The organism is Thalassobacillus pellis (assembly GCF_016908295.1).
Taxonomy (GTDB): Bacteria; Bacillota; Bacilli; order Bacillales; family Halobacillaceae; genus Thalassobacillus; species Thalassobacillus pellis.
In genome coordinates this window covers 327,499-353,868 of the sequence record NZ_JAFBDO010000001.1, presented here as the reverse complement: position 1 = coordinate 353,868, position 26,370 = coordinate 327,499, and the positions used below count along the sequence as shown (strand labels likewise).

The 26,370-nt window shown below is 43.3% G+C and carries 21 protein-coding genes; 20 read left to right on the top strand and 1 reads right to left on the bottom strand.

What is annotated here, in order from left to right; all coding sequences use genetic code 11:
• Positions 1-88 precede the first annotated feature (88 nt).
• From JOC33_RS01800 to JOC33_RS01765, 8 genes are all read left to right on the top strand, one after another.
• The gene (locus tag JOC33_RS01800) at positions 89-421 is read left to right on the top strand and encodes a hypothetical protein (RefSeq protein WP_205090388.1); all 333 of its coding nucleotides are present in this window, start codon (positions 89-91) and stop codon (positions 419-421) included.
• Between the two features lie 98 nt (positions 422-519).
• Entirely contained in the window at positions 520-1,509 is a 990-nt protein-coding gene (locus JOC33_RS01795; RefSeq protein WP_205090387.1) for a LacI family DNA-binding transcriptional regulator, read from the top strand.
• 209 nt (positions 1,510-1,718) lie between these two features.
• Positions 1,719-3,119 (top strand): sucrose-specific PTS transporter subunit IIBC, encoded by a 1,401-nt coding sequence (locus JOC33_RS01790; protein ID WP_205090386.1) that lies wholly within the window; start codon positions 1,719-1,721, stop codon positions 3,117-3,119.
• A 268-nt stretch (positions 3,120-3,387) separates the two neighbouring features.
• Positions 3,388-4,818, top strand: a complete 1,431-nt coding sequence (locus tag JOC33_RS01785) for a glycoside hydrolase family 32 protein (RefSeq protein WP_205090384.1) — start codon at positions 3,388-3,390, stop codon at positions 4,816-4,818.
• A gap of 67 nt (positions 4,819-4,885) precedes the next feature.
• Positions 4,886-5,752, top strand: coding sequence for an ROK family protein (locus tag JOC33_RS01780; protein ID WP_205090383.1), 867 nt, complete (start codon positions 4,886-4,888; stop codon positions 5,750-5,752).
• 214 nt (positions 5,753-5,966) lie between these two features.
• Positions 5,967-6,896: a manganese-dependent inorganic pyrophosphatase gene (locus tag JOC33_RS01775; protein WP_205090382.1), complete on the top strand. Its 930-nt coding sequence runs from the start codon at positions 5,967-5,969 to the stop codon at positions 6,894-6,896.
• Between the two features lie 228 nt (positions 6,897-7,124).
• The gene (locus JOC33_RS01770; protein ID WP_205090381.1) at positions 7,125-7,874 is read left to right on the top strand and encodes an IclR family transcriptional regulator; all 750 of its coding nucleotides are present in this window, start codon (positions 7,125-7,127) and stop codon (positions 7,872-7,874) included.
• Between the two features lie 81 nt (positions 7,875-7,955).
• Entirely contained in the window at positions 7,956-9,206 is a 1,251-nt protein-coding gene (locus JOC33_RS01765) for an ABC transporter substrate-binding protein (RefSeq protein WP_205090380.1), read from the top strand.
• Between the two features lie 160 nt (positions 9,207-9,366).
• Here JOC33_RS01765 and JOC33_RS01760 read toward each other — a convergent pair whose 3' ends face one another.
• Complete coding sequence (locus JOC33_RS01760) at positions 9,367-10,581, bottom strand: ROK family transcriptional regulator (protein ID WP_205090379.1); 1,215 nt, start codon at positions 10,579-10,581, stop codon at positions 9,367-9,369.
• A 137-nt stretch (positions 10,582-10,718) separates the two neighbouring features.
• Between JOC33_RS01760 and JOC33_RS01755 the strand changes: the two genes are divergently transcribed.
• From JOC33_RS01755 to manA, 12 genes are all read left to right on the top strand, one after another.
• Positions 10,719-11,741 carry a family 43 glycosylhydrolase gene (locus JOC33_RS01755; RefSeq protein ID WP_205090377.1) on the top strand — a complete coding sequence of 341 codons (1,023 nt, stop codon included), beginning with the start codon at positions 10,719-10,721 and terminating at the stop codon, positions 11,739-11,741.
• Between the two features lie 21 nt (positions 11,742-11,762).
• Complete coding sequence (locus JOC33_RS01750) at positions 11,763-12,842, top strand: M24 family metallopeptidase (protein ID WP_205090374.1); 1,080 nt, start codon at positions 11,763-11,765, stop codon at positions 12,840-12,842.
• A gap of 139 nt (positions 12,843-12,981) precedes the next feature.
• Positions 12,982-14,235 (top strand): ABC transporter substrate-binding protein, encoded by a 1,254-nt coding sequence (locus tag JOC33_RS01745; RefSeq protein ID WP_205090367.1) that lies wholly within the window; start codon positions 12,982-12,984, stop codon positions 14,233-14,235.
• A 91-nt stretch (positions 14,236-14,326) separates the two neighbouring features.
• Complete coding sequence (locus JOC33_RS01740) at positions 14,327-15,226, top strand: carbohydrate ABC transporter permease (protein ID WP_205090366.1); 900 nt, start codon at positions 14,327-14,329, stop codon at positions 15,224-15,226.
• Positions 15,226-16,059 carry a carbohydrate ABC transporter permease gene (locus tag JOC33_RS01735; protein ID WP_205090365.1) on the top strand — a complete coding sequence of 278 codons (834 nt, stop codon included), beginning with the start codon at positions 15,226-15,228 and terminating at the stop codon, positions 16,057-16,059. The genes JOC33_RS01740 and JOC33_RS01735 overlap by 1 nt, the downstream gene beginning before the upstream one ends.
• Positions 16,060-16,080: 21 nt before the next feature.
• Complete coding sequence (locus tag JOC33_RS01730; RefSeq protein ID WP_205090364.1) at positions 16,081-17,835, top strand: glycoside hydrolase family 2 protein; 1,755 nt, start codon at positions 16,081-16,083, stop codon at positions 17,833-17,835.
• A 52-nt stretch (positions 17,836-17,887) separates the two neighbouring features.
• The gene (locus tag JOC33_RS01725) at positions 17,888-19,108 is read left to right on the top strand and encodes a family 1 glycosylhydrolase (protein WP_205090363.1); all 1,221 of its coding nucleotides are present in this window, start codon (positions 17,888-17,890) and stop codon (positions 19,106-19,108) included.
• 94 nt (positions 19,109-19,202) lie between these two features.
• Positions 19,203-20,360, top strand: coding sequence for a galactokinase (locus JOC33_RS01720; RefSeq protein WP_205090362.1), 1,158 nt, complete (start codon positions 19,203-19,205; stop codon positions 20,358-20,360).
• A gap of 14 nt (positions 20,361-20,374) precedes the next feature.
• Positions 20,375-21,364 carry a UDP-glucose 4-epimerase GalE gene (gene galE, locus JOC33_RS01715; protein WP_205090360.1) on the top strand — a complete coding sequence of 330 codons (990 nt, stop codon included), beginning with the start codon at positions 20,375-20,377 and terminating at the stop codon, positions 21,362-21,364.
• An 18-nt stretch (positions 21,365-21,382) separates the two neighbouring features.
• Positions 21,383-22,900 (top strand): UDP-glucose--hexose-1-phosphate uridylyltransferase, encoded by a 1,518-nt coding sequence (gene galT, locus JOC33_RS01710; RefSeq protein ID WP_205090358.1) that lies wholly within the window; start codon positions 21,383-21,385, stop codon positions 22,898-22,900.
• Positions 22,901-22,955: 55 nt separating this feature from the next.
• Entirely contained in the window at positions 22,956-25,118 is a 2,163-nt protein-coding gene (locus JOC33_RS01705; RefSeq protein WP_205090354.1) for a family 43 glycosylhydrolase, read from the top strand.
• A 130-nt stretch (positions 25,119-25,248) separates the two neighbouring features.
• Positions 25,249-26,205, top strand: a complete 957-nt coding sequence (manA, locus tag JOC33_RS01700) for a mannose-6-phosphate isomerase, class I (protein ID WP_205090350.1) — start codon at positions 25,249-25,251, stop codon at positions 26,203-26,205.
• Positions 26,206-26,370 lie beyond the last annotated feature (165 nt).

Below are 26,370 nucleotides of genomic sequence, written 5' to 3'. Positions count from 1 at the left end.
GGTGAGCCATCTTTTCGACAGATTTTTCTTTTAAGGAAGGAATACTAATTTTCCTGTCGAATAGAAATTTTTAAAAGGAGGAATTTGGATGCCTTCGTTCCCTTTACGATCTGTCATAATGCCAGAAGAAGAATCGCTAATATTTGAAAGAGCTTTGCTTATTGTCCATGAATCGCAGGAATGGAACTGGTTTATCATGGTGAATGAAGTGAAAGTCGGTGAAGATCTGAAACAATATTTTGCAAGCCGGGAATTGTTTTTTGTAAGAATGGAAAGCATGGAAGGAGAAATGTTCCAGGGGACAGTACAATTGAAAAATTTATATGAAGAAGATGCCTATTTTGATGGCCGCGGGCCACTGAATGAAGCTGTAGCTGTGGAAAGGTATATTGAGCTAGACGGGGAACAGATCGCTTTTTAGAAAATTCCATCGAAGTGTAAGGCATTGGAGGATAGACATTTCCTATGTTTTCCCATAATATGTACATAGGTAACTTGTACATTGATGGAGGAACGGGTATGACTACGATTAATGACATCGCGAAAATGGCTAATGTGTCCCGTACGACCGTGTCCCGGGTTTTGAACAATAGCGGTTATGTCAGCGAAGAAGTACGTAAACGAATACTGGATATCGTCGAGAAAACAGGCTACATTCCGAGTGTTTCCGCTAAATCTTTAAGGACAAAGCGTTCTGGAGTTATCGGAGTGATTCTTCCGAAAATCAGTACGGAAACAGCAAGTCGAGTTGTTGCCGGAATCAATGAAGTCGTTTCCCGGGAAGGTTTTCAAATACTGCTTACGGATACTGAATTAAAAAAAGAGAAAGAAATTGAATATATTCGTCTCCTGCAGAGCAGGCATGTAGACGGTATCATTTTGCTCGCTACGAATATCAACGATCAGCTCCTTTCTACAATCAAGGAAGTGAACCTTCCATTCATTTCCCTTGGGCAGGATCTGCCAGGAATTACATCAATCGTCTATGATGATTACCATGCTGCGGTTGACGTTACCAATATGCTCGTAAACAAAGGTCACAGTAAAATCGCTTTTATCGGAGTAGGGGAAGATGACCCTGCAGTTGGTGTAATGAGAAGAAAAGGGTATCTTGAAACGATGGAAAAGCACGGATTATCGGTTGATCCTTCTTGGATGCAAGAGGGAAATTTCAGTATTGAATCCGGATATGAAAGCATGAAAAAAATAACGAAAGAAAGCCATGGAAATCTTCCATCGGCTATATTCGTCGTTACAGACAGAATGGCTATAGGTACAATGGAATACCTTAAAGAGCAGGGCTACAATATCCCTGGAGATATGGCAGTTGCCGGAATTGGTGCTTCAGTGATGTCACAGTATGTATCGCCGTCATTGACGACCGTTGATTATTTCAATAGAGATGCTGGCAGCAAATCTGCCCAGTTGTTGCTCGATCAATTAAAGTATAAGAACATCAATGAAAAATTTACGCAAAACTATAGACTGATAATGAGAGATAGTGTATAGTACTAGACAATGAATATTGTGTAATCGATTTCACGCCACTTATCACTCTAAAAAAAATAATAATCTGCTTTCTATTATTTTTTTAAAGTGTTGTGGAATCGATTCCTTATAAAAATTTTTAAAATAAAATGTAATGGTTTTCATTTTTTATTTAAACAATGTGGAATCGATTACACATATGTTGCGAAAACTAATGAAGGAGGATTCATATGGCCAGTAATTCACAGATAGCAAAGGAAGTCATCGCAGCTGTTGGAGGAGAAGAAAATATCCAGTCCATTGCCCATTGTGCAACCAGGTTACGGGTGATGGTTCACGACAAAGACAAGGTGGATGTAACCGCTATAGAGGAAATCGACAAAGTAAAAGGTGCCTTTTATAATTCAGGCCAATACCAGATTATATTCGGTACAGGTACCGTAAACCGAATATATGAAGAAGTGACCAATCAAGGTGTCTCAGGTTCATCTAAAGCTGAGATGAAGGAAGAGGCAAAGAAACAGGGAAATACCTTCCAAAGAGCTATTCGTACTTTCGGTGATGTATTCGTGCCGATTATTCCGGTGCTTGTAGCTACCGGGTTGTTTATGGGGCTGCGCGGCCTTGTCACACAGGAGCAGATATTGGCATTTTTTGGTCTGACACCTGACAGTATTTCCGAAAACTTCATCCTGTTTACCCAGGTGCTCACGGATACAGCCTTCATCTTTCTGCCAGCTTTAGTTGCCTGGTCTACGTTCCGTGTATTCGGTGGAACTCCCGTGCTGGGGATGGTTCTCGGTTTAATGCTGGTTTCTCCGTCACTTCCAAATGCATGGGAAGTCGCAAGTGGTAGTGCTGAGCCGATTTATTTCCTTGGATTTATCCCTGTTGTAGGTTATCAAGGATCCGTATTGCCGGCATTCATCACTGGTATCATCGGTGCTAAATTAGAAAAAGTGCTGCGCAAGCGTGTCCCGGAAGCTTTGGATCTCATTGTGACGCCTTTCCTTGTATTACTGATCATGATTGCAGGAGCCCTGTTTGTCATCGGGCCAGTATTCCACACTGTAGAAGAGTGGATTTTCACAGGTACCCAGTTCATCCTGGGACTGCCACTAGGCTTAAGCGGACTGATCATCGGGTTCTTTAACCAGATTATCGTCGTGACAGGCGTCCATCACATTTTCAATTTCCTTGAAATTCAATTGCTGGAGCGCCTCGGCTATAATCCGTATAACCCGATCATCACCGCTTCGATTGCAGCACAAGGGGGAGCCGCGCTGGCGGTAGGTATCAAGACTGGATCGAAGAATTTGAAGGCATTATCCTACCCATCAGCTTTATCGGCATTCCTTGGCATAACGGAGCCAGCCATTTTTGGTGTCAACCTCCGTTATGGGAAACCATTCATCATGGCACTGATCGGTGGGGGAGCCGGTGGATTTCTGGCAGCCATCACTGGTTTGAAAGCGACAGGTATGGCAATCACGGTCATCCCGGGTTCCTTGCTATATTTGAACGGCCAATTCTTTATGTATGTCATCGTCAACCTAGTGGCCATTGGAGTAGCATTCGGACTGACTTACATGTTCGGCTTCAATGATAAGATGCTTGAAAACAATAAATGATCATATAGGGAGACCTGAAAGATAACAGGTCTCTTCTCTTTATTCACATTAGTAAAATTTTTGCGAAGAAGTTCTTCGAAGCAGTGAAGTTTTAAATATAAAAAGCTGACATATTCACGGAAGGACGAGTAGAGTGATTTTTCTGGCACTATAGGAAAGTTTAATTTAGTTGAAGAATTATAGTATATGTAAAACAAAGGCTTTAGCCAAAAGGACTTGGCGGCAAGCCAAGTTTTTCTGATAATAGAATTGTTAGGGGAGTACGGTTATGACGCAAGATGAGCGATTACGCCAACAAGCATACCAGGCGATCGAAGATAATAAAGAAATCGTTGAAAAGGATCCTTACCGGCAAGGCTACCATTTAATGCCTCCAGTCGGATTATTGAATGATCCGAACGGCTGGATTCAGTGGAAGGGCATCTATCATATGTTTTTCCAGTGGATGCCTTTCCATACCGGTCATGGCGCCAAGTTCTGGGGGCATTTCACGTCTGAAAACCTCGTGGACTGGCATCTGGAACCGATCGCACTTACACCCAGTGACTGGTTTGATGAAAACGGCTGTTATTCGGGAAGTGCCATTTCTCATGAGAGTAAAATGAAAATTTTCTATACTGGAAATGTAAAAAATGAACATGGTGAAAGAGCGACATACCAATGTCTTGCTGAGTCCAATGATGGCATACATTTTACTAAAAAAGGGGTACAGATTCATTTGCCAAAAGGGTATACAGCCCATTTTCGCGACCCAAAAGTGTGGAAGCATGGAGAAAAGTGGTACATGGTAATTGGTGCACAGACAGAGGAAAAGCTCGGGGCTGCAGTATTATATACTTCTGAGGATTTGAAATCGTGGATGTTGAAAGGGAAGCTCCATTCCAATGAGGATGAGGCGTTCGGCAAACTGGGGTACATGTGGGAATGTCCGGATTTATTTTCATTGAATGGAAAAGATATTCTTCTTTTTTCTCCACAGGGGTTAGAAGCAAATGGTATCCATTATAATAATTCCTATCAAACTGGTTATTTCACAGGAAGGTTAAATTACGATACTGCATCTTATTCCCATGGAAGTTTCACAGAATTAGACCGCGGATTTGATTTCTACGCCCCGCAAACCACCGAGGATGACAAAGGAAGAAGAATTATGATCGGCTGGATGGGAGTCCCAGGCCAGAATGAAGAAAATCAGCCGACGATCCCTTATAAATGGGTTCACAATTTGACTCTTCCTCGGGAACTGCAGCTTATTGATGATAGAATCTATCAATGGCCTGTGGAGGAGTTGAAGGATTTAAGAGTTGAAAAAACGTATGAACACACAATTGCAGATAATTGGAGAGGTGACATTGAGCGCAGATCAGAGGTTCAGCTGACGGGTCATATGAAGAAGCTTGACCTTAATCTGCTCGATGAAGTAGAGATAACATTCGATCAGGAAAAAGGGTTGATGACCGTTTCCAGGCCGAGCGTCGTTGATGGAAAAATCGAGACAAGAAGCTGCTATCTCACTGAAGGACTCAGCCATTTACGAATTTTCCTTGACCATTCATCTTTGGAAATGTTTGTGAATAATGGACAGGAAGTATTCACCATGCGGATGTTTGCTGATCCTGCCTCCCGTGACTTAAAGATTTCCCTGCAAGGGAGTGCCAAGGTGGAAGCATGGACATTAAAAAATGGGTGCATTCACTAGAGTTTTCAAAACCTATCCAGTAAAGTAGATTCATAGGAGAAGATTTTTACAGGGAAGGATGAACCGAATGAAGCTGGGAGCAATTGAAGCTGGCGGCACGAAATTTGTGTGTGCCGTCGGCAATGAGTATGGGGAAGTATTTGAGAAAACAACGATTCCTACAGAAAGTCCACAAATTACCATGCCAAAAGTTTATGATTTTTTTGCCGGCAAGGGTGTTGAACGCATGGGCATAGGAAGTTTTGGACCGATTGATTTGGATGAAAATGGTGACTCATATGGCACCATCCAGAAGACACCAAAAATTGATTGGGTTGACTTTCCTCTCGCTGGGGAGATTAGGAAAAATCTTGGTGTTCCAGTGGTAGTTGATACCGATGTCAATGTGGCTGCCCTGTCTGAATCTCAATGGGGAAATGCGAAAGATGCAGACAGCTGCTTGTATATTACTGTCGGAACTGGCGTCGGAGCAGGAGCCGTCGTCAATGGAACCACGTTAAAAGGATTGTCCCATCCGGAAATGGGCCATATTGTCGTAAAGCGACATGAAAACGATGAGTTTACAGGTATTTGCCCCTATCACGGTGACTGTCTGGAAGGCATGGCCTCTGGACCTGCCATCGAAAAAAGGTGGGGAAAAGCCGGAAAGGACCTAAGTGGTGATCCAGCTGTCTGGGAAATGGAGGCTCATTATCTTGCCCAGGCGCTTGTCAGTTATATTTATATTCTGTCACCAGAGCGCATTGTCATGGGCGGCGGCGTCATGCAGCAAGAGCATTTATTCGGGCTGATCCGGAAGAATGTTATGGATATGCTGGGGGGATACGTCAGCTCTCCGAAGCTTGATGCTGACCATATCAATGAATATATCGTCCCGCCAGGACTTACCAACGAAGCAGGAATAAAAGGTGCTCTAGCCCTTGCGAAAAAATAAGCTGTCAGGAAATCAGGATTCTTGAGGATCTGTTCGCAGTGAGTTTTACACAAAAAATGTAAAAAATCACGTGTTTTCTAAGAATGAGAGTATCTGAAATCTTCATTTATGGCGGTTTACTTCGGAAACGGTACAAGCACACCAATTATTGGCGTGCCTTGCCTCACAGGTGATATAATAACCCCGTACATATATTTAACAAAGGAGTTTTTACATGGGTAAAAAGCTTATTTTCGGTCACAAAAATCCTGATACAGACACAATTACTTCTGCACTCGTCTATGCAGACTTGAAATCGAAGCTTGGGGAAGACGTGGAGGCTGTCCGTCTTGGAGAGGTAAATGGCGAGACGCAATTTGCCCTTGATAAATTCGGAGTCGATGCGCCTCGTATGATTGAAACAGCTGCTGATGAAGTGGAGGAGGTCATCCTGGTTGACCACAATGAACGTCAACAAAGTGTCGATGACATTGAAAAGGTCCGCGTAAGCGAGGTTATTGACCATCATCGGATTTCCAATTTTGAAACGAAGGATCCAGTTTATTACCGTGGTGAACCGGTAGGCTGCACAGCAACAATTCTGAAAAAGCTTTACAAAGAAAATGATGTAGAAATAACTAAACAGATAGCCGGTTTAATGGTTTCTGCAATAATTTCCGATTCTCTCTTGTTCAAGTCTCCTACTTGTACTGACGAGGATGTGGCAGCAGCGAAGGAACTTGCTGACATAGCTGGAGTGGATGCTGAAGCCTACGGATTGGACATGCTGAAGGCAGGTGCTGACCTCAGTGATAAATCTATGGCGGAATTGATTACACTTGATGCTAAGAATTTTGATATGAGTGGGGCTAATGTGGAGGTTGCGCAGGTCAACACGGTTGATACCGATGAAATACTGGCCAACCAACCTGAACTAGAGTCTGAAATGCAGAAATCCATTGATGAAAACGGCCTCGATTTGTTTGTTTTTGTTGTAACAGACATTTTATCCAACGATTCAACGGTACTTGTACTTGGTAACAAGTCAGGGGCGGTAGAAAAAGCATTCGATGTGACTTTATCCGAAAACAAAGCTATTCTTGAAGGTGTCGTTTCCCGTAAAAAACAGATTGTGCCACCATTGACAGAGGCATTGTCTTCATAAGTAATTTTCAGGCGACTCCCTTCAGGGTGAATCGCTTCAGGCTGTCGAGAATATCTCGGCAGCTTTTTTTCTTTGCATATGCTTTCGGGACAGGCACGAGGGGGCTTCTGCGCCTCACACTATTATTCAGAAAATTCAAAAGTGGACTTGACAAGCTTTCTATATTCGGATAATCTTATTACACAATAAGGAAAGCGGTTTCACAATGCGGAACGAAGGTGGATGGCCATGATTCAATCGGTAGATCGTGCATTAACAATTTTAAATTTTTTGAAAGAACATCCAAAGGGACTTGGTGTTACAGAAATCGCTAACCGGCTGGATGTGGCGAAAAGCACTGTCCATAGGCTGCTTGCTACTATGGAAAAGCATGGTTATGTCAAACAGGTGGAAGAAACTAGCGTCTACCGTCTGGGGCTTAAATTTATAGAAATGCATCATTCCGTGGTAGATAATTTGAATGTAGTGGAAGAAGCACGTCCCATTTTAGAATATCTTACTGAAGAAACTGGAAAAATAACCCATCTTGTGGCTTTGGATGCCTTTGAAGTGTTATATATTGACAAGGTAGAAAAACCTGCGACTATCCGGATCTATTCTCAGCTGGGAAGAAGGGCACCTCTCCATTGTACAGGTGTAGGTAAAGCACTGGCTGCTTATTTTGGTGAAGAAGAACGCAGGACTTATTTTCAAAAAAAACCTCTGACCATGTTTACGGAAAATACGTTTACCGATGCAGACAACCTGACAGAGGAGTTTCGCCAGATCAGAAGCCGAGGATACGCTTTGGATAATGAAGAGCATGAGCCGGGGGTCAGGTGCATCGCCGTTCCTATATGGGATCATCAAGAGAAGCCCGTGTATGCCATAAGTATTACTGGTACTGCCGGTCAGATGACAGATGAAGCAGTCAACGAGTATATCCCTGTAGTAAAGCATGCAGCTAGAGATATATCGAAGTTATTGGGGAAATTATAATATTTTTTAATACTAATGATGGAACAACGTTCCTTTATAAGGAACATAAACTATAAAAATTTATCAGAGGGAGAGAAGAACATGAAAATTCTAAAAGGACTTATTTTTACACTCATGTTATTAGGTATCATGGCTGGATGTTCGTCCGGAGGAGATGAAGGCGGGGAAAGTGCAGGAGGAGAAAAAGAAATTTCCTTTTGGGCACCGTTTTCTGGCCCGGATGGTCCTAATATGAAAAAAATCGTTGATAAATTCAATGAATCTCAAGACGAATACACAGTGAATTTCCAGATTAAGCCTAACGAGGACTATTACACAACATTGGACCTTGCTTTAAATGACCAGAAAAACGTTCCGGATTTATTTATCGTCCATGCAGATCATTTACCTACTTATGCCGATAAAGATATCTTAAAAGAACTAGACGGAATTACAGGTGATCTTGTCAATCCTGACAATTATAACAAGAACGCCTGGGAGGGCGCCAAATATAACGATAAGCTGTACGGAATTCCTTTGGATGTACATCCATTGATCATGTATTGGAATAAAAAGTTGTTTAAAGAAGCCGGACTTGATCCGGAACAGCCACCGACTAATCGGGAAGAATTCCTGAAATATGCAAAAGCATTGACTAACAAGGAAAAGGGTCAATATGGCTTTGTGGTTCCGACTGGTGGACTGCAGGATTTTATTTTCCCGACCATTGTTTATCAAAATGGCGGCCAGCTCATGACAGATTCTAATGAAGTAAACTATAATTCCGAGCCGGTTATTGAAGCTCTTAAGTTTCAGCGTGATTTGATTGAAAAATATGAAGTAGCACCTAGTGATGTTCAAGACAGCCCGACACCATTGTTCTTGCAGCAGAAAGCAGGCATGATCCTGAATGGGCCGTGGATGATCAACCAGTTCAAAGAATCTAATATTGACTTTGGAAGCGCGCCGATTCCGCAGCTGGGTACAGAGAAGCAGGCGGTTTATGCGAACTCCCACAACTTTGCAATGCCAGCATCATTGGAAAGTGAAGAAAAAATTAAAGGGATCAAGGAATTTTTGAACTATGTCAGCGAACACAGCATGGCATGGGCGGAAGCAGGACAGGCACCAGCATCAAAAGCCGTCTATGAAAGTGAAGAATTTAAGGAACTGAAACATCAGCCAAACGTAGCGAAGCAGTTTGACTATGTACAATTCCCTCCAAAAGTTCCAAATTGGGGACAGGTGTCCAAACCTTTATACGAACAAGTAAACCTTGTTCTACTCGGGCAGAAGGATGCAAAACAAGCAATGGAAGATGCAGCAGCAGAATCCAAGCAGCGGTTGAAATAAAAAGAAAGCAAGGGCAGAAAAATTCTGTCCTTGCTTTTTTTAGTAGGCGCGGATAGCCCTTGCGCTGAGGTCTTAAGACAATCCTCTCTGTGACAAAAACCGTCACGACGAGGTTTGTCTTAAGCTGGTCGGGGGTGAGCAAGGCGCTTGCGCTTTTGATTTATTCTGTTTTCGCTACAGAAAACATCTCTACAAGAATCAGGGAAACGGCACCAAGAGCCGTAGCATGCGCACCTAATTCAGACAGTAATACTTCTGTGTTTTTGGCAGAATTAGTCAACCCACGCTTCTGGATAGCCGTTTTGATGCTGTCGAGTATAAACTCTCCTGCCTGAGAAACGCCTCCGCCAATAATGATTCTTGTTGGGTTCAAGGTATGGATAAGGTTAGTCAACCCAATTCCCAGGAACATGCCAGCTTCACTTAATATGTCGATGCTGAGCTGATCCCCTTTTTTGGCAGCTTCATGGATAAGCCTTCCCCCAATTTCCTCGAGGTTATCATCGACCATCTCTTGCAGCAAGCTTTGTTTTCCGATCGCTATCTCTTTTGCTGCCCGTTCAGAAATGGCCGGGCCCGATGCAAGGGTCTGCAGGCAGCCGTAATTTCCGCAGCTGCATTTGGGTCCGCGAATATCAATAGTCATATGGCCGATTTCTCCGGCAATCGAATTTTCCCCGTGAAAAAGTTCCCCATTAATAATGATACCAGCACCTATTCCTCGACCAAGGTTAACCGTTACAATATTATTTGCCCCATTTCCATGTCCGAACCATAATTCACCAAGTGCCATGGCACGGGCATCATTTTCCACGACGACATGAATGTGAAAAACCTCTTCCAGGTAACTTTTGATAGGAACATCACGAAGCTGGAGGTTTGGTGCGAATAAAGACACTCCTTCTTGGACGTCTACTACTCCATGCATACCGACGCCGATTCCGATTATCTTATCCTGTTCTTTTTCCTCGGTATCCAGCAGATTTTGAACGGCATCCCTCATCAGCTCAAGTAACTCTTGATTGGAAGTTGGTAAAGGAATCGGTATTTCGTGTTGGTGAACCAATGTTCCATTAAGGTCGGTCAATACTGATTTTAATAGCGTGGGTCCCACGTCAAGTCCGATGATATAAAAGTTGCTTGCATTGATGACCAGCATCGTGGGTTTTCTTCCGCCTTTGGAAGCACCTTGTGAGCTTTCCATTATCATGCCCGTTTCCAGCAATTCTTTTACGATACTGCTGACGGTAGGCGGGGTCAATTTAGTTGACTTAGCGAGTTCGGCTCGTGAAATCGGTCCGTCAGTCCTAATTTTATTCAAGATTACAGAGCGATTCAGCGACTTCATGAGTTGGAAGCTTCCTTTTACTTGCATCCTCGTATTCCTCCAATGTATATGAGAAGTCTATATTTTAGAAAAGAATTGAAATATCCTATTTCCTATAATAACATAAAGATAGTTAATTTAATTAAGTAAGTCGATTTTTTATTATTTTTTTTCAGGGGGATGCTATGGGGAGAAAACTATTACTGTTGTGGATAGGCATTGGAGTAGCAGTGCTTGGAGCGGCTTATGCGATTTTTACAAATCTATCCGTTGAAAAATATCAAAACCCTGTGTTTGAGCCGGTTCTCGCGGATCCAACAATCATTAGAGCTGATGATGGCTATTACTATGCTTATGGTACAGAGGATGCCTGGGGAGAGGATCCCGATACGAAGCTTGTGCCGATTGTCCGATCAGAAAATCTAGTGGACTGGGTATATGTCGGGGAGGCATTTGAAACAAAACCTTCCTGGAAAGGGACAGGATCACTTTGGGCTCCGGAAATTGCTTACTATAAAAACAAGTATTATCTTTACTATTCTCTGTCGATTTGGGGGGACGGGAATCCTGGTATCGGGTTAGCCACTTCTGACAAGCCGGAAGGCCCTTTCAAGGACGAAGGAATGATTTTTGATAGTGAAGGTATCGGTGTCAAGAATTCGATAGATCCTTTCTTTTATGTTCATGAAAAAAAGCCATATCTAGTATGGGGAAGCTTCCACGGCATCTATGGAGTCGAATTAACGGGTGATGGAAAAGCGGTAAATGGCGAACCATTTCAGCTTGCCGGAACTGATTATGAAGCTCCTTATATCATAAGACATGAAGGTTACTACTATTTCTTTGGTTCGCGGGGTTCCTGCTGTGAAGGGGAAAGCAGCACGTACAACGTAGCTGTGGGACGTTCTGAATCTTTTAAAGGCCCCTACGTTGACAAGCAAGGCAATAAATTGCTGGAAAATGGGGGCACGTTGGTTCTCGAATGCAATGATACATACGCCGGGCCGGGTCACAATGCCATCATAAAGGATGACGAAGGACAGCACTGGATTGTTTACCACGCAATTGAAAAAGAAGACCCGCTGCTTTGGACTGGTGCGAGCAGAAGACCACTGATGATTGACCCAATCATTTGGGAGAATGGATGGCCTGTGGTGGAAGGCAGCGTCCCGGGAGTAGATATGCAGGAAGCACCAGCGATAAATTAACAGAAGCTCAGGAGGATATCTATGAATATTGAAAAAGTGAGAAATTATTTGGAGGAAAAGGGTGCTGATGGCATCCTGATAAGGAAGAGGAACAACTTCTCATGGGTGACAGAAGGCAGGTATAATCATATTGTCCAGGCAACAGAACAAGGGGTTGCAGATTTGATCATCACCCGTAAGGATGCCTACTTGATCACTTCGGAAATGGAGAAAAGAAGATTAATAGAGGAAGAATGCTCTCAAATTCCGTTCGATGTGATAGTTTCTGCTCTTGACTGGTTCAAAAACACAGACGTCCTTATTGATGAAGTTTCCAGCGGAATGGTTATGACGACAGACACCCCATATAAAGACTGGGAGGTTGTGGAAGAAGATCTAGGCCTCATCCGCTCTGTCCTGAGTGAACAGGAAATAACCAGTTATCGTGACTTATGCCAGTCCGCAGCCAGTGCAGTAGAAGAATTATGCCGTACGGTTAAACCAGGTCAGACAGAGTACGAAATTGAAGCTGAGCTTGCTGCAAAAGTTCTTCCACAAGGTATCAAGCCGCAGGTTATCCTTGTTGCGACTGATGATCGTATTCATCGTTATCGCCATCCAATTCCTACAGGAAAAGTATTGGATAAAAAAGCGATGATAGTCCTTTGCGCAGAACGAGGTGGTCTGGTGGCGAACGTTACGCGCTTTGTGCATTTTGGTGAGCTCCCTGAAGAAACAATTGCAAATAAAGCTGCTGTTGCACGGATTGATGCTGCAATGAACTTTGCTACAGTACCTGGAAATACAGCAGGCGACGTCGTTAAAGCAGGGATCGCTCAATATGAGAAAGAGGGTTTTCCTGAAGATTGGAAACTGTTGCATCAAGGCGGGTTGACTGGATATGCTTCCCGTGAATTTCTTGCAGACCCAGAAACACCCTACGTCATTAAAGCAAATCAAGCTTATGCATGGAATCCATCTCTGCCAGGGGTGAAATCGGAAGATACGATACTGGTAAAAGAAGATGGCATAGAATTTTTAACCCATACTGATAATTGGGTTTATCAGGAAATCGATATGGGTAACAAAAAGATTGAGCGACCAGACATTTTAACTAGATAAGCTGTTGACAGAAAACTCGTTTAATAGTAATCTGGGAAATAGGAAGTTAGTTAATTTATTTAATTAACTAAAATCGCTGTTATTTTTTTAATCTATGTGAAAGCGGTTTCTGAATACTATTTTAATAGGGGGCAATGTAATGTTAAAAGGCAAGAAATGGTTGTCTGTACTATTTGCTGGTTTGCTGGTATTTGCACTGGCTGCTTGTTCTAACGGTGAAGATTCTGGAGGAGGATCAGGCAATGCAAATGAATTGACCTTCTGGGCGCCTTTCTCAGGTCCTGATGGGCCAAAAATGAAGGAAATAGTTGAAGAGTATAACAAATCTCAAGACAAATACGAAGTAACACTGCAAATCGTTCCACAGTCTGAATACTATAAAACGGTAGACCTGGCTGTTAATGGAGAAAAGAACATGCCTGATTTCCTCATCATGCATGGGGATCAGATACTAACTTATGCCAATAAAGACGTACTTAAAAGCTTGGATGATATTGTAGGCGATAAGATTCAAAAAGATGCCTATCATCCAAAAGGGTGGGAGAATGCCACAGTGGATGGAACATTATACGGGGTGCCATTAGATATCCATCCGCTTATGTTCTACTGGAACAAGGACTTGTTTGAAAAAGCTGGCCTTGATCCGAACAAACCGCCTAAAAACAGAGAAGAATTCCTGGAGTATGCTCAAAAACTTACGAATAAAGATGAGCAGCAGTGGGGCTTTGTCGTGCCGACACTATGGCCGCAGCAATTCATCTTCCCAACAATCGTCAACCAAAATGGAGGAAGATTGCTGGAGAATGGTGAACTGCAATATACTTCAGAACCTGTTGTAGAGGCATTGCAGTTTGAACGTGACTTGATAGAGAAATATGAAGTGTCTCCTGCCAATGTCCAACAGGATGGTGAAGTTACACTATTCTTGCAAGGTAAAAATGCGATGCACTTAAATGGTCCTTGGATGATGAACCAATGGGAAGATTCAGGCATCAATTATGGTGTAGCACCTGTACCACAGCTTGGTACCGAACAACAGGCAGTATTCGCCAACTCTCACAACTTTGTTATTCCTAAAGCAGTTGATGATAAGAAAGTTGATGGGATCACTAACTTCCTGAACTACGTAAGTGAAAATGGAATGGCTTGGGCTGAATCTGGACAAGCGCCTGCTGCCAAAGCGACTTATGAAAGTGAAGAGTTCCAGAAGTTGAAACAACAGCCAGAAGTGGCGAAGCAGTTTGACAATGCTGTGTTCTCTCCTAAAGTGGAAAACTGGGGTCAAATTTCTGATCCGCTTTACAATGCAGTGAATGAAGTGCTTCTTGGCCAAAAAGAAGCAAAAGAAGCGCTGGAAGAAGCACAAAAACAAGCGCAACAGTATTTGAAATAACTAAACAAGGGCAGGTCCTCACCTGCCCTTGTCTATTATCACCCCTGTTTTTAAGAACGAATTCTTTGTATCAGAAGGAAGGTAGTAAATCATGAACAAAAGAAAGTCTTCTTTTACATCTGCGTTATTTGTCCTGCCTTATTTCATCATGTTCATGGCTTTTTTGGTCATACCGCTTCTTTACGGATTGTATATCAGCTTCCATGACTATGGTCTGCTATCCAATGACCGCCCTTTTGTCGGGCTGGATAATTATATCGCAATTTTCAATCCTGATTCATACTTAAGCTCATTGTTTTTTGAAGGACTATGGAATACATTCCAATTCGTCATTTATTCTGTTCCATTATTAGTAATTATCGGATTAGGACTGGCCTTGCTGGTTAACAGCATGCCTGCCAAATTAAGAGGTTTTTTCCGTACCGTCTACTTCATACCATATTCTATTTCCGTATCGGTTATCGCAATCATTTGGCTATGGCTGCTTGATACGAACTCCGGTTTGATCAACAACTACCTGACCAAGATGGGATTCGATCCGATACCATGGCTCACTACGATGCCGTATGCATGGATCTCCATCGTGGCTGCTACGTTGTGGTGGACGATCGGTTTTAATATGATTATTTTCATCAATGCCTTGAACGAAGTCCCAGAGGATCTCTATGAAGCAAGCTCGATTGATGGAGCAAGCGCATGGCAGAAATTCATCCATATCACGCTTCCTTCGATCCGTCCGATCATGCTTTTTGTCATCATCACTTCCACGATTGCTTCCTTCAACATTTACGGTCAGCCGTATTTAATGACAGGAGGAGGACCAGGTGACTCCACTGAGGTGCTATTAATGGGTATAGTAGAACAGGCATTCGAACAGCGGCAGCTTGGATCAGCTTCCGCGATGGCGATTATCATGGCATTAATAATGATCATTGTATCCATCATTCAATTCAAGATTTCTAATCCTGCGAAAAAGGGTGGTGAACAGTAATGCGCAGAAGAACTAAAACACTTTTATTGATTTTACTGGCATCCGTCATTGCTGTCCTATTCATTGCACCATTATTCTGGATGTTTTCTACATCCTTCAAATCTGATTTTGAAGCAATTGCCGGCGGGCTGAACTGGCTGCCTAAGGAATTCACTTTTGAAAATTATGCGTACACGCTGCTTGGTCAAGGACTGAATGTTCCGGTACTAAGGTGGATGTTCAACTCCTTATTTGCTGGTATCACCGGCTCTCTGTTAATTGTTTTCATCGATGCCATGGCGGCATACGCACTTGCAAGACTGGATGTTCCTTTTAAGAAAATTCTATTGCCATTGTTCATCAGTACATTGATGATTCCATGGGTTATTACATTCCTTCCATTGTATATGCAGTTTAGTAATGCTGGGCTTTTGGACACTTATGCCGTTTTGATCTTCCCATATACGGCTAATGCATTCGGTGTTTTCCTACTGTATCAATTCTTCAAAGGTTTCCCGAAAGAATTGGAGGAAGCAGCTCACTTGGATGGCGCCAATAAGTGGCAGATTTTCATGAAAGTAGTGGTACCATCAGCAAGGCCGATCATGTGGACACTTGGTATCTTCTCTTTTATGACCATTTACAACGACTTCCTTTGGCCATTAGTGGCAACGAGCTCACCAGAAATGCGGACGATAACTACAGGTATCGCAATCATGCAGCAGGGGAGCTTCGTATCTTCATATGGAAAGCTGATGGCGTTGACATCTATAGCAACTGTTCCAATTATCATTATTTTCCTGATTGGCCAAAAGCAGCTGATCAAAGGAATTACACAGACAGGTATCAAGTAGTCACTGTATAGGAGGAGAACAATGAGTAACATTCGAAACGAATACCCACGCCCGCAATTTGTGCGTGAGGATTGGGTCAACTTGAACGGGGAATGGAATTTTTCATTCGATGATGGAAACAAGGGTTTACAAGAGAAATGGTATCATGCTTTTCCTAAAGAAAAGAAAATTGTCGTACCGTTTGCCTATCAGACAGAAAAAAGCGGCATCAACGATCCGAGCTTCCATGATGTTGTATGGTACCACCGTGAATTCGATTTTCCAGAAGCATGGGAAGGAAAAGAACTGCTGCTCCATTTTGGTGCTGTTGATTATCGGGCCTGGGTGTATGTGAATGGAGAATTGGTCACTTTCCATGAAGGCGGTAACACGCCATTTCATGCTAATATCACCCATGCGCTTCAATCAGGGGGCAACGATCTTGTTGTTCGTGTCGAGGATCCTTCCACTGATGAAACGATCCCAAGGGGAAAGCAGTACTGGCATGAAAAGCCTGAGTCGATATTCTACACACGCACGACAGGAATCTGGCAGACAGTATGGATGGAGCCTGTAGATCAAACACGACTGGATTATATTCGTTGGACACCACATATCGACCGCGGGGACATCGAGCTGGAGGCAGATTTTTCAGAGCATAACGGTGAAGATGTGGAGCTTGAAGTGACGATAAAATTTGATGGCAATACCATCATTTCCGAGCGCTCCAAGGTTTTTGAAAAATACTTGAAGCGCAGTTACAACCTTCGCAATCGTTTCACTGACCGAAGTAATATCCACCATTCCGGCTGGTATTGGACGCCAGAATCACCGAACCTGTTTGATGTGGAATTAAAGCTTGTCAAAGACGGTAAAACAACAGACAAAGTCGACAGTTATTTTGGGATGCGCAAGGTTTCCATCGATGATGGGGAATTTCGTTTGAACAATAAACCTTATTATCAGAAGCTTGTGCTTGATCAGGGCTATTTCCCGGAAGCACTTTTGACTGCGCCGACGGATGATGACTTGAAAGAAGATATCGTACTCGCTAAGAAAATGGGCTTTAACGGCGCGCGTAAACACCAGAAGGTGGAAGACCCCCGTTATTTGTATTGGGCGGATAAATTAGGCTTCCTTGTCTGGGGGGAAATGGCCAATGCCGCAGAGTATAGTGAAGATGCTGTTCGCCGCATATCTTCTGAATGGGGAGAAGCCGTGAAGCGCGATTACAGTCATCCATGTATTGTTGCCTGGGTACCTTTGAACGAAAGCTGGGGTATCTCTCGTGTTGCTCATGAAAAGCAGCAGCAGCACCATTCTCTCGGTATGTATTATCTGACTAAGTCATTGGATACAACACGTCCGGTCCTGTCTAATGAAGGATGGGAACATACGATTTCAGACATTTGCGGAGTCCATAATTATCGTTCTGCAGACATCATGACGGATTATTTCAAAGATATCGAGTCAGCAACTGTCACAACGCCGGCTGATCGTCCTGTCTATGCGGAAGGTTTCCGATATCAAGGCGAGCCTATCCTTGTTACTGAGTATGGCGGAATCGCCTATGAAATCGGAGAAAAAGGCTGGGGTTATTCCTCTGTCACTTCAAGTGAAGATCTTGTGGAAGAGTATCGCAAACAGACGACGGCACTGCAGCAATCTCCGGTCTTGCAAGGCTACTGCTATACCCAGCTGACAGATGTTGAACAGGAAATCAATGGACTGTTGACGTATGACCGGAAACCGAAATGCGAATTAAACAAAATCAAAGCAGTAAACGATCAAAAATAATCAAATATCGGATGGTATTTTGCCATCCGATTTTTTCATAGGGGTGGGAGATTTGAAGTTAGAAAATGAATTTACATGGGCAGTAGGCATCGAAGATACTTTTGTCACCCAGGTAGAAAGAGGGGAACGCCCCTTGGATGAATATACACTTACCCAGCATTATCAAAACTGGAAGGAAGATTTGGACCTGGCTCGTAAATCCGGGGCAACAATGATCCGTTATGGGATACCCTGGTACAAAGTGGAAAAAGAAGAAGGGGAATTCGACTGGAGATGGGTCGATCAAGTAATGGATTACTTCCGGGAAAATAAGGAGCTTGTCCCGATCATCGATCTGATGCATTATGGCACGCCTCATTGGCTGAAAAATGAGTTCAGTAATGGCAGGTATCCTGACTGTGTCGCTAATTATGCGAAGGCATTTGCCGAAAGGTACAGCGATATCGTTACCCATTATACTCCTCTCAATGAACCTTATGTCAACGCGGAATTTTGCGGTCTGAATGGTGTATGGCCGCCTTACCAAACTGGTTTGCAGGGATTTTACCATCTTATCATCCAGCTTGGTAAAGGTATCATTAAAACGATTTCTGCCATCAAATCCATAGACTCGAATGCGGCAATGGTACATGTGGATGCAACTAAAAAATATGTCACTGAAGATGATGCACTTCAGACCGAGACGGATCTTTGGAATGAAAACCGCTTTGTTATGTGGGAGCTGTTAAATGGGCAAATCAGTGAAGAGCATTCCTTGTTTGGCCTGATGATGCAATATGGTGTAACTCCTGAACAACTGGAATGGTTCCAGCATAATAATTGCCAGTTTGATATTGTTGGGATCAATTATTATCCTCAGTTCAGTGTCCATGAGGTGAGAAGGGACAAGCATGGGTTCATTACCTATCCGCACATTCTGGGAACCGGAGAAGAAATGAAGGACATTATCCGTGAAGCAGAGAGAAGATATAAAGCTCCTATCATGATCACGGAAACCAGCTTCAGGGGTTCAGAAACAGAAAGAATAGACTGGCTTGATGAATCGGCAGAAGCTTGCTTTTCTTTAAGAAAGGAAGGAGTCAATGTTATCGGATATACGTGGTTCCCATTTTTTGACTTAGTGGACTGGGAATATCGCACTTCCGGCAAAAGTGCGGAAGAAGAGCTGATGCCATTCGGTCTTTATACATTGGAAATGGACGAACATGGAAAGCTCGTAAGAAATGAGAATCGTGTTGGTCAGCGATTTAAAGAATGGACGAAGGATAGATAACATAATTAATTAAATTAATTAAGTAAGTGTGTTACAATATGGTAGATGGGAATCTACCATTCCTTATAAAAGATTACGATAAGAGGTGGGCAGGATGGAGCAATTAAAAAATGCATTTATCAATCAGTTCGGCGGCCACGGGGAGTTGTTTTCCTTTTTCGCACCAGGCCGGGTCAATTTGATCGGGGAACATACCGACTATAATGGCGGCCATGTTTTTCCGTGCGCATTGAGCGTGGGGACCTATGCAGTAGCCCGAAAACGGGAGGATGGGAAAATCAAGCTTTATTCTATGAACTTTGCTGATGCTGGAATTATAGAAGCCCAAGTTCATCAGCTTGAATATGTCCTCGAGCACGATTGGGCCAATTATCCAAAAGGGGTGACCGCTGTTTTTCAAGAGGCAGGATACAAACTGGAGCATGGCTTTGATGTGGCGTTTTATGGCAATATTCCAAACGGCGCTGGTCTTTCCTCTTCAGCTTCCATCGAGCTGGCGACTGCTGTGCTATTAAAAGAACTGTATGGGCTGGATGTGGATATGGTGGAAATGGTAAAACTGGCACAAAAAGCAGAGAACGAGTTCGTTGGTGTAAACTGTGGTATTATGGATCAGTTTGCCATCGGACTTGGAAAAAAAGACCATGCCATTCTACTAGATTGTGATACATTGAATTATAAACATACTCCGATTTCCTTAGAAAAAGAAAGTCTGATTATTACCAATACAAATAAACGCAGAGGCCTTGCTGACTCCAAGTACAATGAACGAAGGACACAGTGTGAAACAGCAGTCCAGGAGCTCAGAAGCGCACTGGATATAAACACCCTTGGAGATTTGACCCCGGAAAAGTTCGAACAGCACAAACATCTGATTTCGGATAAGGTGGTCCAAAAGCGCGCCAGGCATGCTGTTTATGAAAACGACCGGACTGTCAAAGCAGTCGAAAAACTGAATGATGGTGACATCGAAGGTTTTGGAAGGTTGATGAACGAATCCCATAAATCATTGCGGGATGATTATGAGGTGACAGGCAAAGAACTGGATGCCCTGGCAGAAGCCGCATGGGAAGAAGGTGCAATTGGATCCAGGATGACTGGAGCTGGATTCGGAGGCTGTACGATAAGTATTGTCCCGAATGACATTAGAGATAGTTTCATAGAAAATGTTCGGGAAAAATACAAACAAAGAACAGGTCTGTCAGCAGATTTTTATGTCGTTGAAATCGGTGATGGAGCAAAAATGCTGTAGAAGGAGGAAATATCATGGCAGTACTAGTTTGCGGCGGAGCAGGATACATTGGAAGCCATGCTGTCGCGCAATTAATAGACAAAGGTGAAGAAGTTATTGTAGTAGATAATTTACAAAAAGGACATAAGCAGTCGGTGCTGGATGGAGCCAGGTTTTATCAGGGAGATCTCCGGGATGAAGATTTTTTAAATGATGTTTTCCAGAAAAATGATATCGATGCTGTCATCCACTTTGCTGCAGATTCTCTTGTAGGAGAGAGTGTCGAGGATCCACTTAAATATTACGATAATAATGTTTATGGGGCGGTCTGCCTGCTTCGTGTCATGGCAGCAAACCATGTAAGTAAAATCGTCTTCTCCTCGACCGCTGCAACATACGGGGAGCCACAACAGGTGCCCATTCAGGAAACGGATACTACGGCCCCTACAAATCCATATGGGGAAACGAAACTCGCCATTGAAAAAATGTTGAAATGGGCAGAAAAAGCACATGGTATCAAGCATATTATCCTTCGTTATTTCAATGTGGCAGGTGCGGACCCGGAAGGCAGAATCGGGGAAGATCACAGGCCGGAAACCCATCTTATCCCAATCATTCTCCAGGTAGCCTTAGACAAACGTGATAAGATACTCGTCTTTGGCAATGACTATGAAACGAAAGATGGCACCTGTGTCCGTGACTATATTCATGTTACCGACCTTGTTGATGCGCACCTTCTGGCGATTAAGAAGTTAAGTAAGGATGGACAGAGTGATGTGTTCAACCTCGGGAATGGCCAGGGCTTTACGGTAAAAGAAGTGATCGATGCAGCGAGAAGAGTGACGGGACACGATATACCGGCTGAAATAGCACCTCGACGTTCAGGAGACCCTGCACAATTGGTCGCTTCTTCGGAAAAAGCACTCAATGAGCTTGGCTGGCATCCGCAGCATTCAGATATGGAAGAGATGATCCGGACGGCATGGCATTGGTTCCAGGACCATCCGGACGGTTACGAAGATTAAGTAAAACGAGGTGATTATATGAATGTGGATATCTATCGGGAAATTGACAGGCTGATTCGATATGGGCTGCAAAAAGAAATGATTTCTGTATGGGATACTGATTATATCAGGAATGGACTTCTTGAGTTATTTCAACTCCATGATTTTCAACCAGCCCTCACACCTGAGGAACGTTTGGAGACTCCAATCGATATCCTGGAAAACATGCTTGATTATGCAGCTGCAAAGGGTATTTTACCAGAAAATACAGTAACCGAACGTGATTTGTTTGACCCTCGCATTATGGATAAGCTGCTCCCACGCCCTTCAGAGGTCAATAAAACATTCTATCATTATTATCAAACGGAAGGGCCAGTTGCTGCAACCGAATTTTTCTACGAGCTTGCCAAATCTGCTCATTATATCAGGACAGACAGAATTGCCAAAAATGTCCACTGGTACAGCCCGACTATTTACGGTGATCTGGAAATTACCATCAATCTGTCCAAACCGGAGAAGGACCCGAAGGCTATCGCAGCTGCAAAGGCAAATACGTCTGTTTCCTATCCGAAATGTCTACTATGTAAGGAGAATGTCGGGTATGCCGGCCGCTTGGACCATCCTGCCAGGCAAAATCATCGTATCATCCCCATGGAGCTGGAGGAAGAGCGTTGGTATCTGCAATATTCCCCTTACGTTTATTATAATGAGCATGCTATTGTCCTTTCTCGCGAACATCGCCCAATGGAAATATCAAAAGAAGGCTTTGATCGCCTGCTTCATTTTGTTGAACAACTGCCCCATTATTTTGTCGGTTCGAATGCAGACCTTCCGATTGTCGGGGGCTCAATCCTGAGTCATGACCATTTTCAGGCCGGTCATCACGACTTTCCAATGGCTAAAGCTCCGATTGAGGAAACCGTAACGATTAAAGGATTTGAAAATATCAAAGCTGGCATTGTTAAATGGCCGATGTCTGTCATCAGGCTTCAGGGAGAAAACCGTGGCCAGGTCTCTGAGCTCGCCGGCAGGATTCTTGAAAAATGGAGAGGCTACAGCGATGAATCAGTTGGTATATTAGCAGAAACAAAAGGAAATGCGCACAATACCATCACACCGATTGCAAGAAGAAGGGGTAAACTTTACGAACTTGATCTGGTTCTTCGGAATAACCGTACCAGTGAGGAATACCCCTTAGGCATTTATCATCCCCACCAGGAAGTCCACCATATAAAAAAAGAAAATATTGGACTGATTGAAGTCATGGGCCTTGCTGTCCTTCCTGGCCGCCTGGTGGAGGAAATCGATGCACTCAGCAGCTACATGCTGGCTGGTGATCTTGACACTGCAGGAAAAGAAGATGAAAGGACCGTCAAGCATGTCGATTGGGCCAAGAGAATTGTGGAGGAACATCCTGATTTGAAGGAGGACAACATCAGACAGGTTTTACAGCAAGAGATAGGAAAAACTTTTTCAACAGTACTCGAGCATGCCGGTGTATTTAAACGTAACACGGAAGGGCAGGATGCATTCCGGAGGTTCCTGGACCGGATGTAAAGCGATGGTGTAAGTAGCTGTGTGGAAATTAATTCTCTTGTAAAGGAGTCTGTAAATGAAAAAAGTTGTAAAAAAGCTGCTGGTTATCGCCTTGATGCTGCCTCTATTGATCTGGAGTGGAGATATGGAAAGTTATGCTGCAGAAAACCCAGTCATCATTGAAGGAAACGACCGCCCAGGTAACGAGCAGCTGCCTTCTAAGTTGGATGGGCTTAAACAATGGAAACTTGAAATTGAGAATGGCTCACCCAAAAGCGGCAACTATCATAATGGGATGATTACACTTCATTTTAATGATGCAAAATCATTCAATTGGAACTCTAAGCTGAGAGTCAAATATGTTTTTGTCAAAGGCGGTAATGGAGGTCATCTTTATACCTATAGCAAGGGGGAGACGATGGGAAAAAACCTGTCCGCACCAATGAATAATGGAGGGAATCAGCCTGACATTGGCCATATAACCTTTTATTATGAGGAAGTCCCCATAGAACTTTTTGAAAACCCCATTATCGGCGACGGTGCTGATCCTTGGATTGTAAGACACTCCGACGGTTATTATTACTACACACAGACAACCGGAAACAATATCACCATCTGGAAATCAAAGACTATCAGCGGATTGAAAGACGCGCCGAGCAAAGTCGTCTGGAAGCCAGAGGAAGGAGCGCCAAACAGTGAGCACATCTGGGCACCGGAGATTCATTTTATAGACGGGAAATGGTATATCTATTTTGCAGCTTCTGCTGGAGATATGGGAAAACAGCGGATGTATGTGCTACAATCGGAAACATCTGATCCTTTCAGCGAATACTCCTACCCTGAAGGTACAAGCTACGGAAAAATTACCACACCAGCGGATAAGTGGTCGATTGATGGAACCATTTTGAAATATGAAGGCCAGTATTACTTCGCGTGGTCAGGGTGGGAAGGAGATGTAAATGTAAGTCAGAATATTTACATTGCTCCGATGACTAATCCTTGGAATGTATCAGGGGATAGGGTGGAGTTATCACATCCAGAATATGACTGGGAAACGGTCGGTTTCCCCCATGTAAATGAAGGACCGCAATTTTTAAAGAATGACCAGGGGGACCTGTTCTTAATCTATTCCGCAAGTGGCAGCTGGACTGACGATTACAATTTAGGAATGTTGACTTTTACAGGGAACAACCCACTCGAGCCATCCGCATGGGAGAAGAGCCCTGAACCTGTGTTCGAAAAACGGCCGGAAGCAGGAGTTTTTGGGCCAGGGCATAACGGATTTTTTCAATCACCGGACGGTACGGAAAATTGGATCATTTATCATGCCGCGAAATATGAAGGTGCAGGCTGGAACAGGAACGTCCGCATGCAGAAGTTCTCCTGGAATGAAGATGGAACACCTAATTTCGGCACCCCGGTTTCAACGGAAACTTTATTAAAAGTACCTTCTGGCGAACAGCCAGGAACCTTGACCCCGGGATTTCCGCCAGGCTATCAGTTTGAAGCAGAAAATGCGTATGTACATCAAGCGAAGATTGTGGAAAATACGGCAGCTTCTGGCGGTAAAAAAGTAGGTTATATTGATTACGAAGACAGCTATGTAGCGTTTGATGTTGACGTCCCCCCTGGTGAATATACCTTAAAGGTCAGATATTCAAATGGAATGGGGAAACAAGCGACACATCACATTGCATTGAATGGTAAGGATATCGGTGAAATCTCTTATAAAAGTTATGGATGGGATAACTGGCGTTTCGCAGAGATGGATGTAAGCCTTGAACAAGCAAGCAATACTATCCGCATTTCCAAAGGAAAGTTATTTACCGAGCTTGATTACATCGAGCTTGTCGAAAAAAACCCTTCTGTTCTGAGGTATGAGGCTGAACACGCAGAAATAGAAGAAGCAAGGACAATAAATGATATTGCTGCGTCAAACGGACAAACAATTGGTGACATGGATGAAAAGAACAGCGCTGTCGCATATAGAATCAAAGTTGGTGAGACAGGCGATTACAAATTGAGTGTCTCCTACAAGAACAATACCGAGCAAATGAGCAGCCATCACATTATGGTCAATGGTGAGCTTGCCAGAGAAGTTGCTTATCTTCCGAATGAACAAGGTGACTGGGAGATATCTTCTGAAACTGTTCATCTGGAAAAAGGAGTTAATACCATTGAACTTTCCAGAAAAGCTGGAGCAGTAGAAGTTGATTATATCAGTTTATCGAAAAAGTAAGCCACAAAGACAAAAGAAGGAACTGATTCCAGCTGGAATCGGTTCTTTCGATTGTCTTCCCTTGTATATTTCTCCTGATATATTACAATTCAATGTAGGTATCCAATAGACAGGCAAAGGAGCAAAAGTGATGTATAACGAACCGATTTTTTTAAAGCCAGTATTCAAAGAAAGAATTTGGGGCGGTACAAAACTGCATGAAATTTTCGATTATGAGATTCCCTCAGACGAAACCGGTGAATGCTGGGGAATTTCCGCACATTCCAATGGACCGAACGAAATACTGAATGGGCCCTTGAAAGGAAAAACGTTAACGGAGGCATGGGAGGAGCATAGGGAGCTTTTTGCTGATCAGGAAGGTGAAGATTTTCCCCTCCTGGTAAAAATCCTGGATTCAAAAAAAGACCTGTCCGTTCAAGTTCATCCGGATGATACATACGCACGAGAACAGGAAAACGAAGCCTATGGAAAAACAGAGTGCTGGTATGTCATTGATTGTGAAGAAGACGCTGAAATTGTGTTTGGCCACCACGCCAAAACAAAAGAAGAGCTTACACAGATGGTAGAACACGGAGAGTGGGACAGCTTGCTCCGGTCCATCAAAGTAAACCCTGGTGACTTTTTCTACGTCCCAAGTGGCACGATTCATGCCATTGGTGCTGGCGTACAGATTCTGGAAACCCAGCAAAGCTCTGATATTACTTATCGTGTATATGACTATGACCGTGTTGGAAATGATGGAAAAAAGCGAGAGCTTCATCTCGACAAATCTCTTGACGTTACAACGGTTCCCCATGAGGATCCCGAATTGAACCGTACTGCAACGAGCGACAAGGGGCTTAAACAGGAAACATTACTGGAAGAAGAATACTTTGGTGTACTTTTGTGGGATCTGAATGGCCGCTCCCCTGAGATGCATTACAAAAACTATACCCTTGTAAGTGTTATTGACGGAAAAGGTGCTGTCCTTGTAGGTAATGGGCGCTATTCTTTCAAAAAAGGAGACCATTTCATTCTGCCTTCTACAATTGAAAGCTTTGAAATGGAAGGAAAAGCAAATATGGTCGTATCCTGGCCGACAAAATAGGAAAAATTCAGGTTAACATCCAGGTATTCGGGAAAAGGAAAATATCTGGATGTTGTTTTATAAAAAAAAAGGCTGAAATAGGGAAGTTATTAGTTTGTCGATTTATGTGTGTTTTGCACGTATCGTAAGGGATTTTCAAATATAAGCAAAAATCCTGCCTTTTTT

Coding starts and splice junctions, on each gene's coding strand:
- JOC33_RS01745 (WP_205090367.1), top strand. CDS start 12,982: ATGTTAAAAGGCAAGAAATGGTTGTCTGTACTATTTGCTGGTTTGCTG.
- manA (WP_205090350.1), top strand. CDS start 25,249: ATGTATAACGAACCGATTTTTTTAAAGCCAGTATTCAAAGAAAGAATT.
- JOC33_RS01730 (WP_205090364.1), top strand. CDS start 16,081: ATGAGTAACATTCGAAACGAATACCCACGCCCGCAATTTGTGCGTGAG.
- JOC33_RS01735 (WP_205090365.1), top strand. CDS start 15,226: ATGCGCAGAAGAACTAAAACACTTTTATTGATTTTACTGGCATCCGTC.
- JOC33_RS01775 (WP_205090382.1), top strand. CDS start 5,967: ATGGGTAAAAAGCTTATTTTCGGTCACAAAAATCCTGATACAGACACA.
- JOC33_RS01770 (WP_205090381.1), top strand. CDS start 7,125: ATGATTCAATCGGTAGATCGTGCATTAACAATTTTAAATTTTTTGAAA.
- JOC33_RS01750 (WP_205090374.1), top strand. CDS start 11,763: ATGAATATTGAAAAAGTGAGAAATTATTTGGAGGAAAAGGGTGCTGAT.
- JOC33_RS01720 (WP_205090362.1), top strand. CDS start 19,203: ATGGAGCAATTAAAAAATGCATTTATCAATCAGTTCGGCGGCCACGGG.
- JOC33_RS01705 (WP_205090354.1), top strand. CDS start 22,956: ATGAAAAAAGTTGTAAAAAAGCTGCTGGTTATCGCCTTGATGCTGCCT.
- JOC33_RS01785 (WP_205090384.1), top strand. CDS start 3,388: ATGACGCAAGATGAGCGATTACGCCAACAAGCATACCAGGCGATCGAA.
- JOC33_RS01755 (WP_205090377.1), top strand. CDS start 10,719: ATGGGGAGAAAACTATTACTGTTGTGGATAGGCATTGGAGTAGCAGTG.
- JOC33_RS01780 (WP_205090383.1), top strand. CDS start 4,886: ATGAAGCTGGGAGCAATTGAAGCTGGCGGCACGAAATTTGTGTGTGCC.
- JOC33_RS01800 (WP_205090388.1), top strand. CDS start 89: ATGCCTTCGTTCCCTTTACGATCTGTCATAATGCCAGAAGAAGAATCG.
- galE (WP_205090360.1), top strand. CDS start 20,375: ATGGCAGTACTAGTTTGCGGCGGAGCAGGATACATTGGAAGCCATGCT.
- JOC33_RS01760 (WP_205090379.1), bottom strand. CDS start 10,581: ATGCAAGTAAAAGGAAGCTTCCAACTCATGAAGTCGCTGAATCGCTCT.
- galT (WP_205090358.1), top strand. CDS start 21,383: ATGAATGTGGATATCTATCGGGAAATTGACAGGCTGATTCGATATGGG.
- JOC33_RS01740 (WP_205090366.1), top strand. CDS start 14,327: ATGAACAAAAGAAAGTCTTCTTTTACATCTGCGTTATTTGTCCTGCCT.
- JOC33_RS01795 (WP_205090387.1), top strand. CDS start 520: ATGACTACGATTAATGACATCGCGAAAATGGCTAATGTGTCCCGTACG.
- JOC33_RS01765 (WP_205090380.1), top strand. CDS start 7,956: ATGAAAATTCTAAAAGGACTTATTTTTACACTCATGTTATTAGGTATC.
- JOC33_RS01790 (WP_205090386.1), top strand. CDS start 1,719: ATGGCCAGTAATTCACAGATAGCAAAGGAAGTCATCGCAGCTGTTGGA.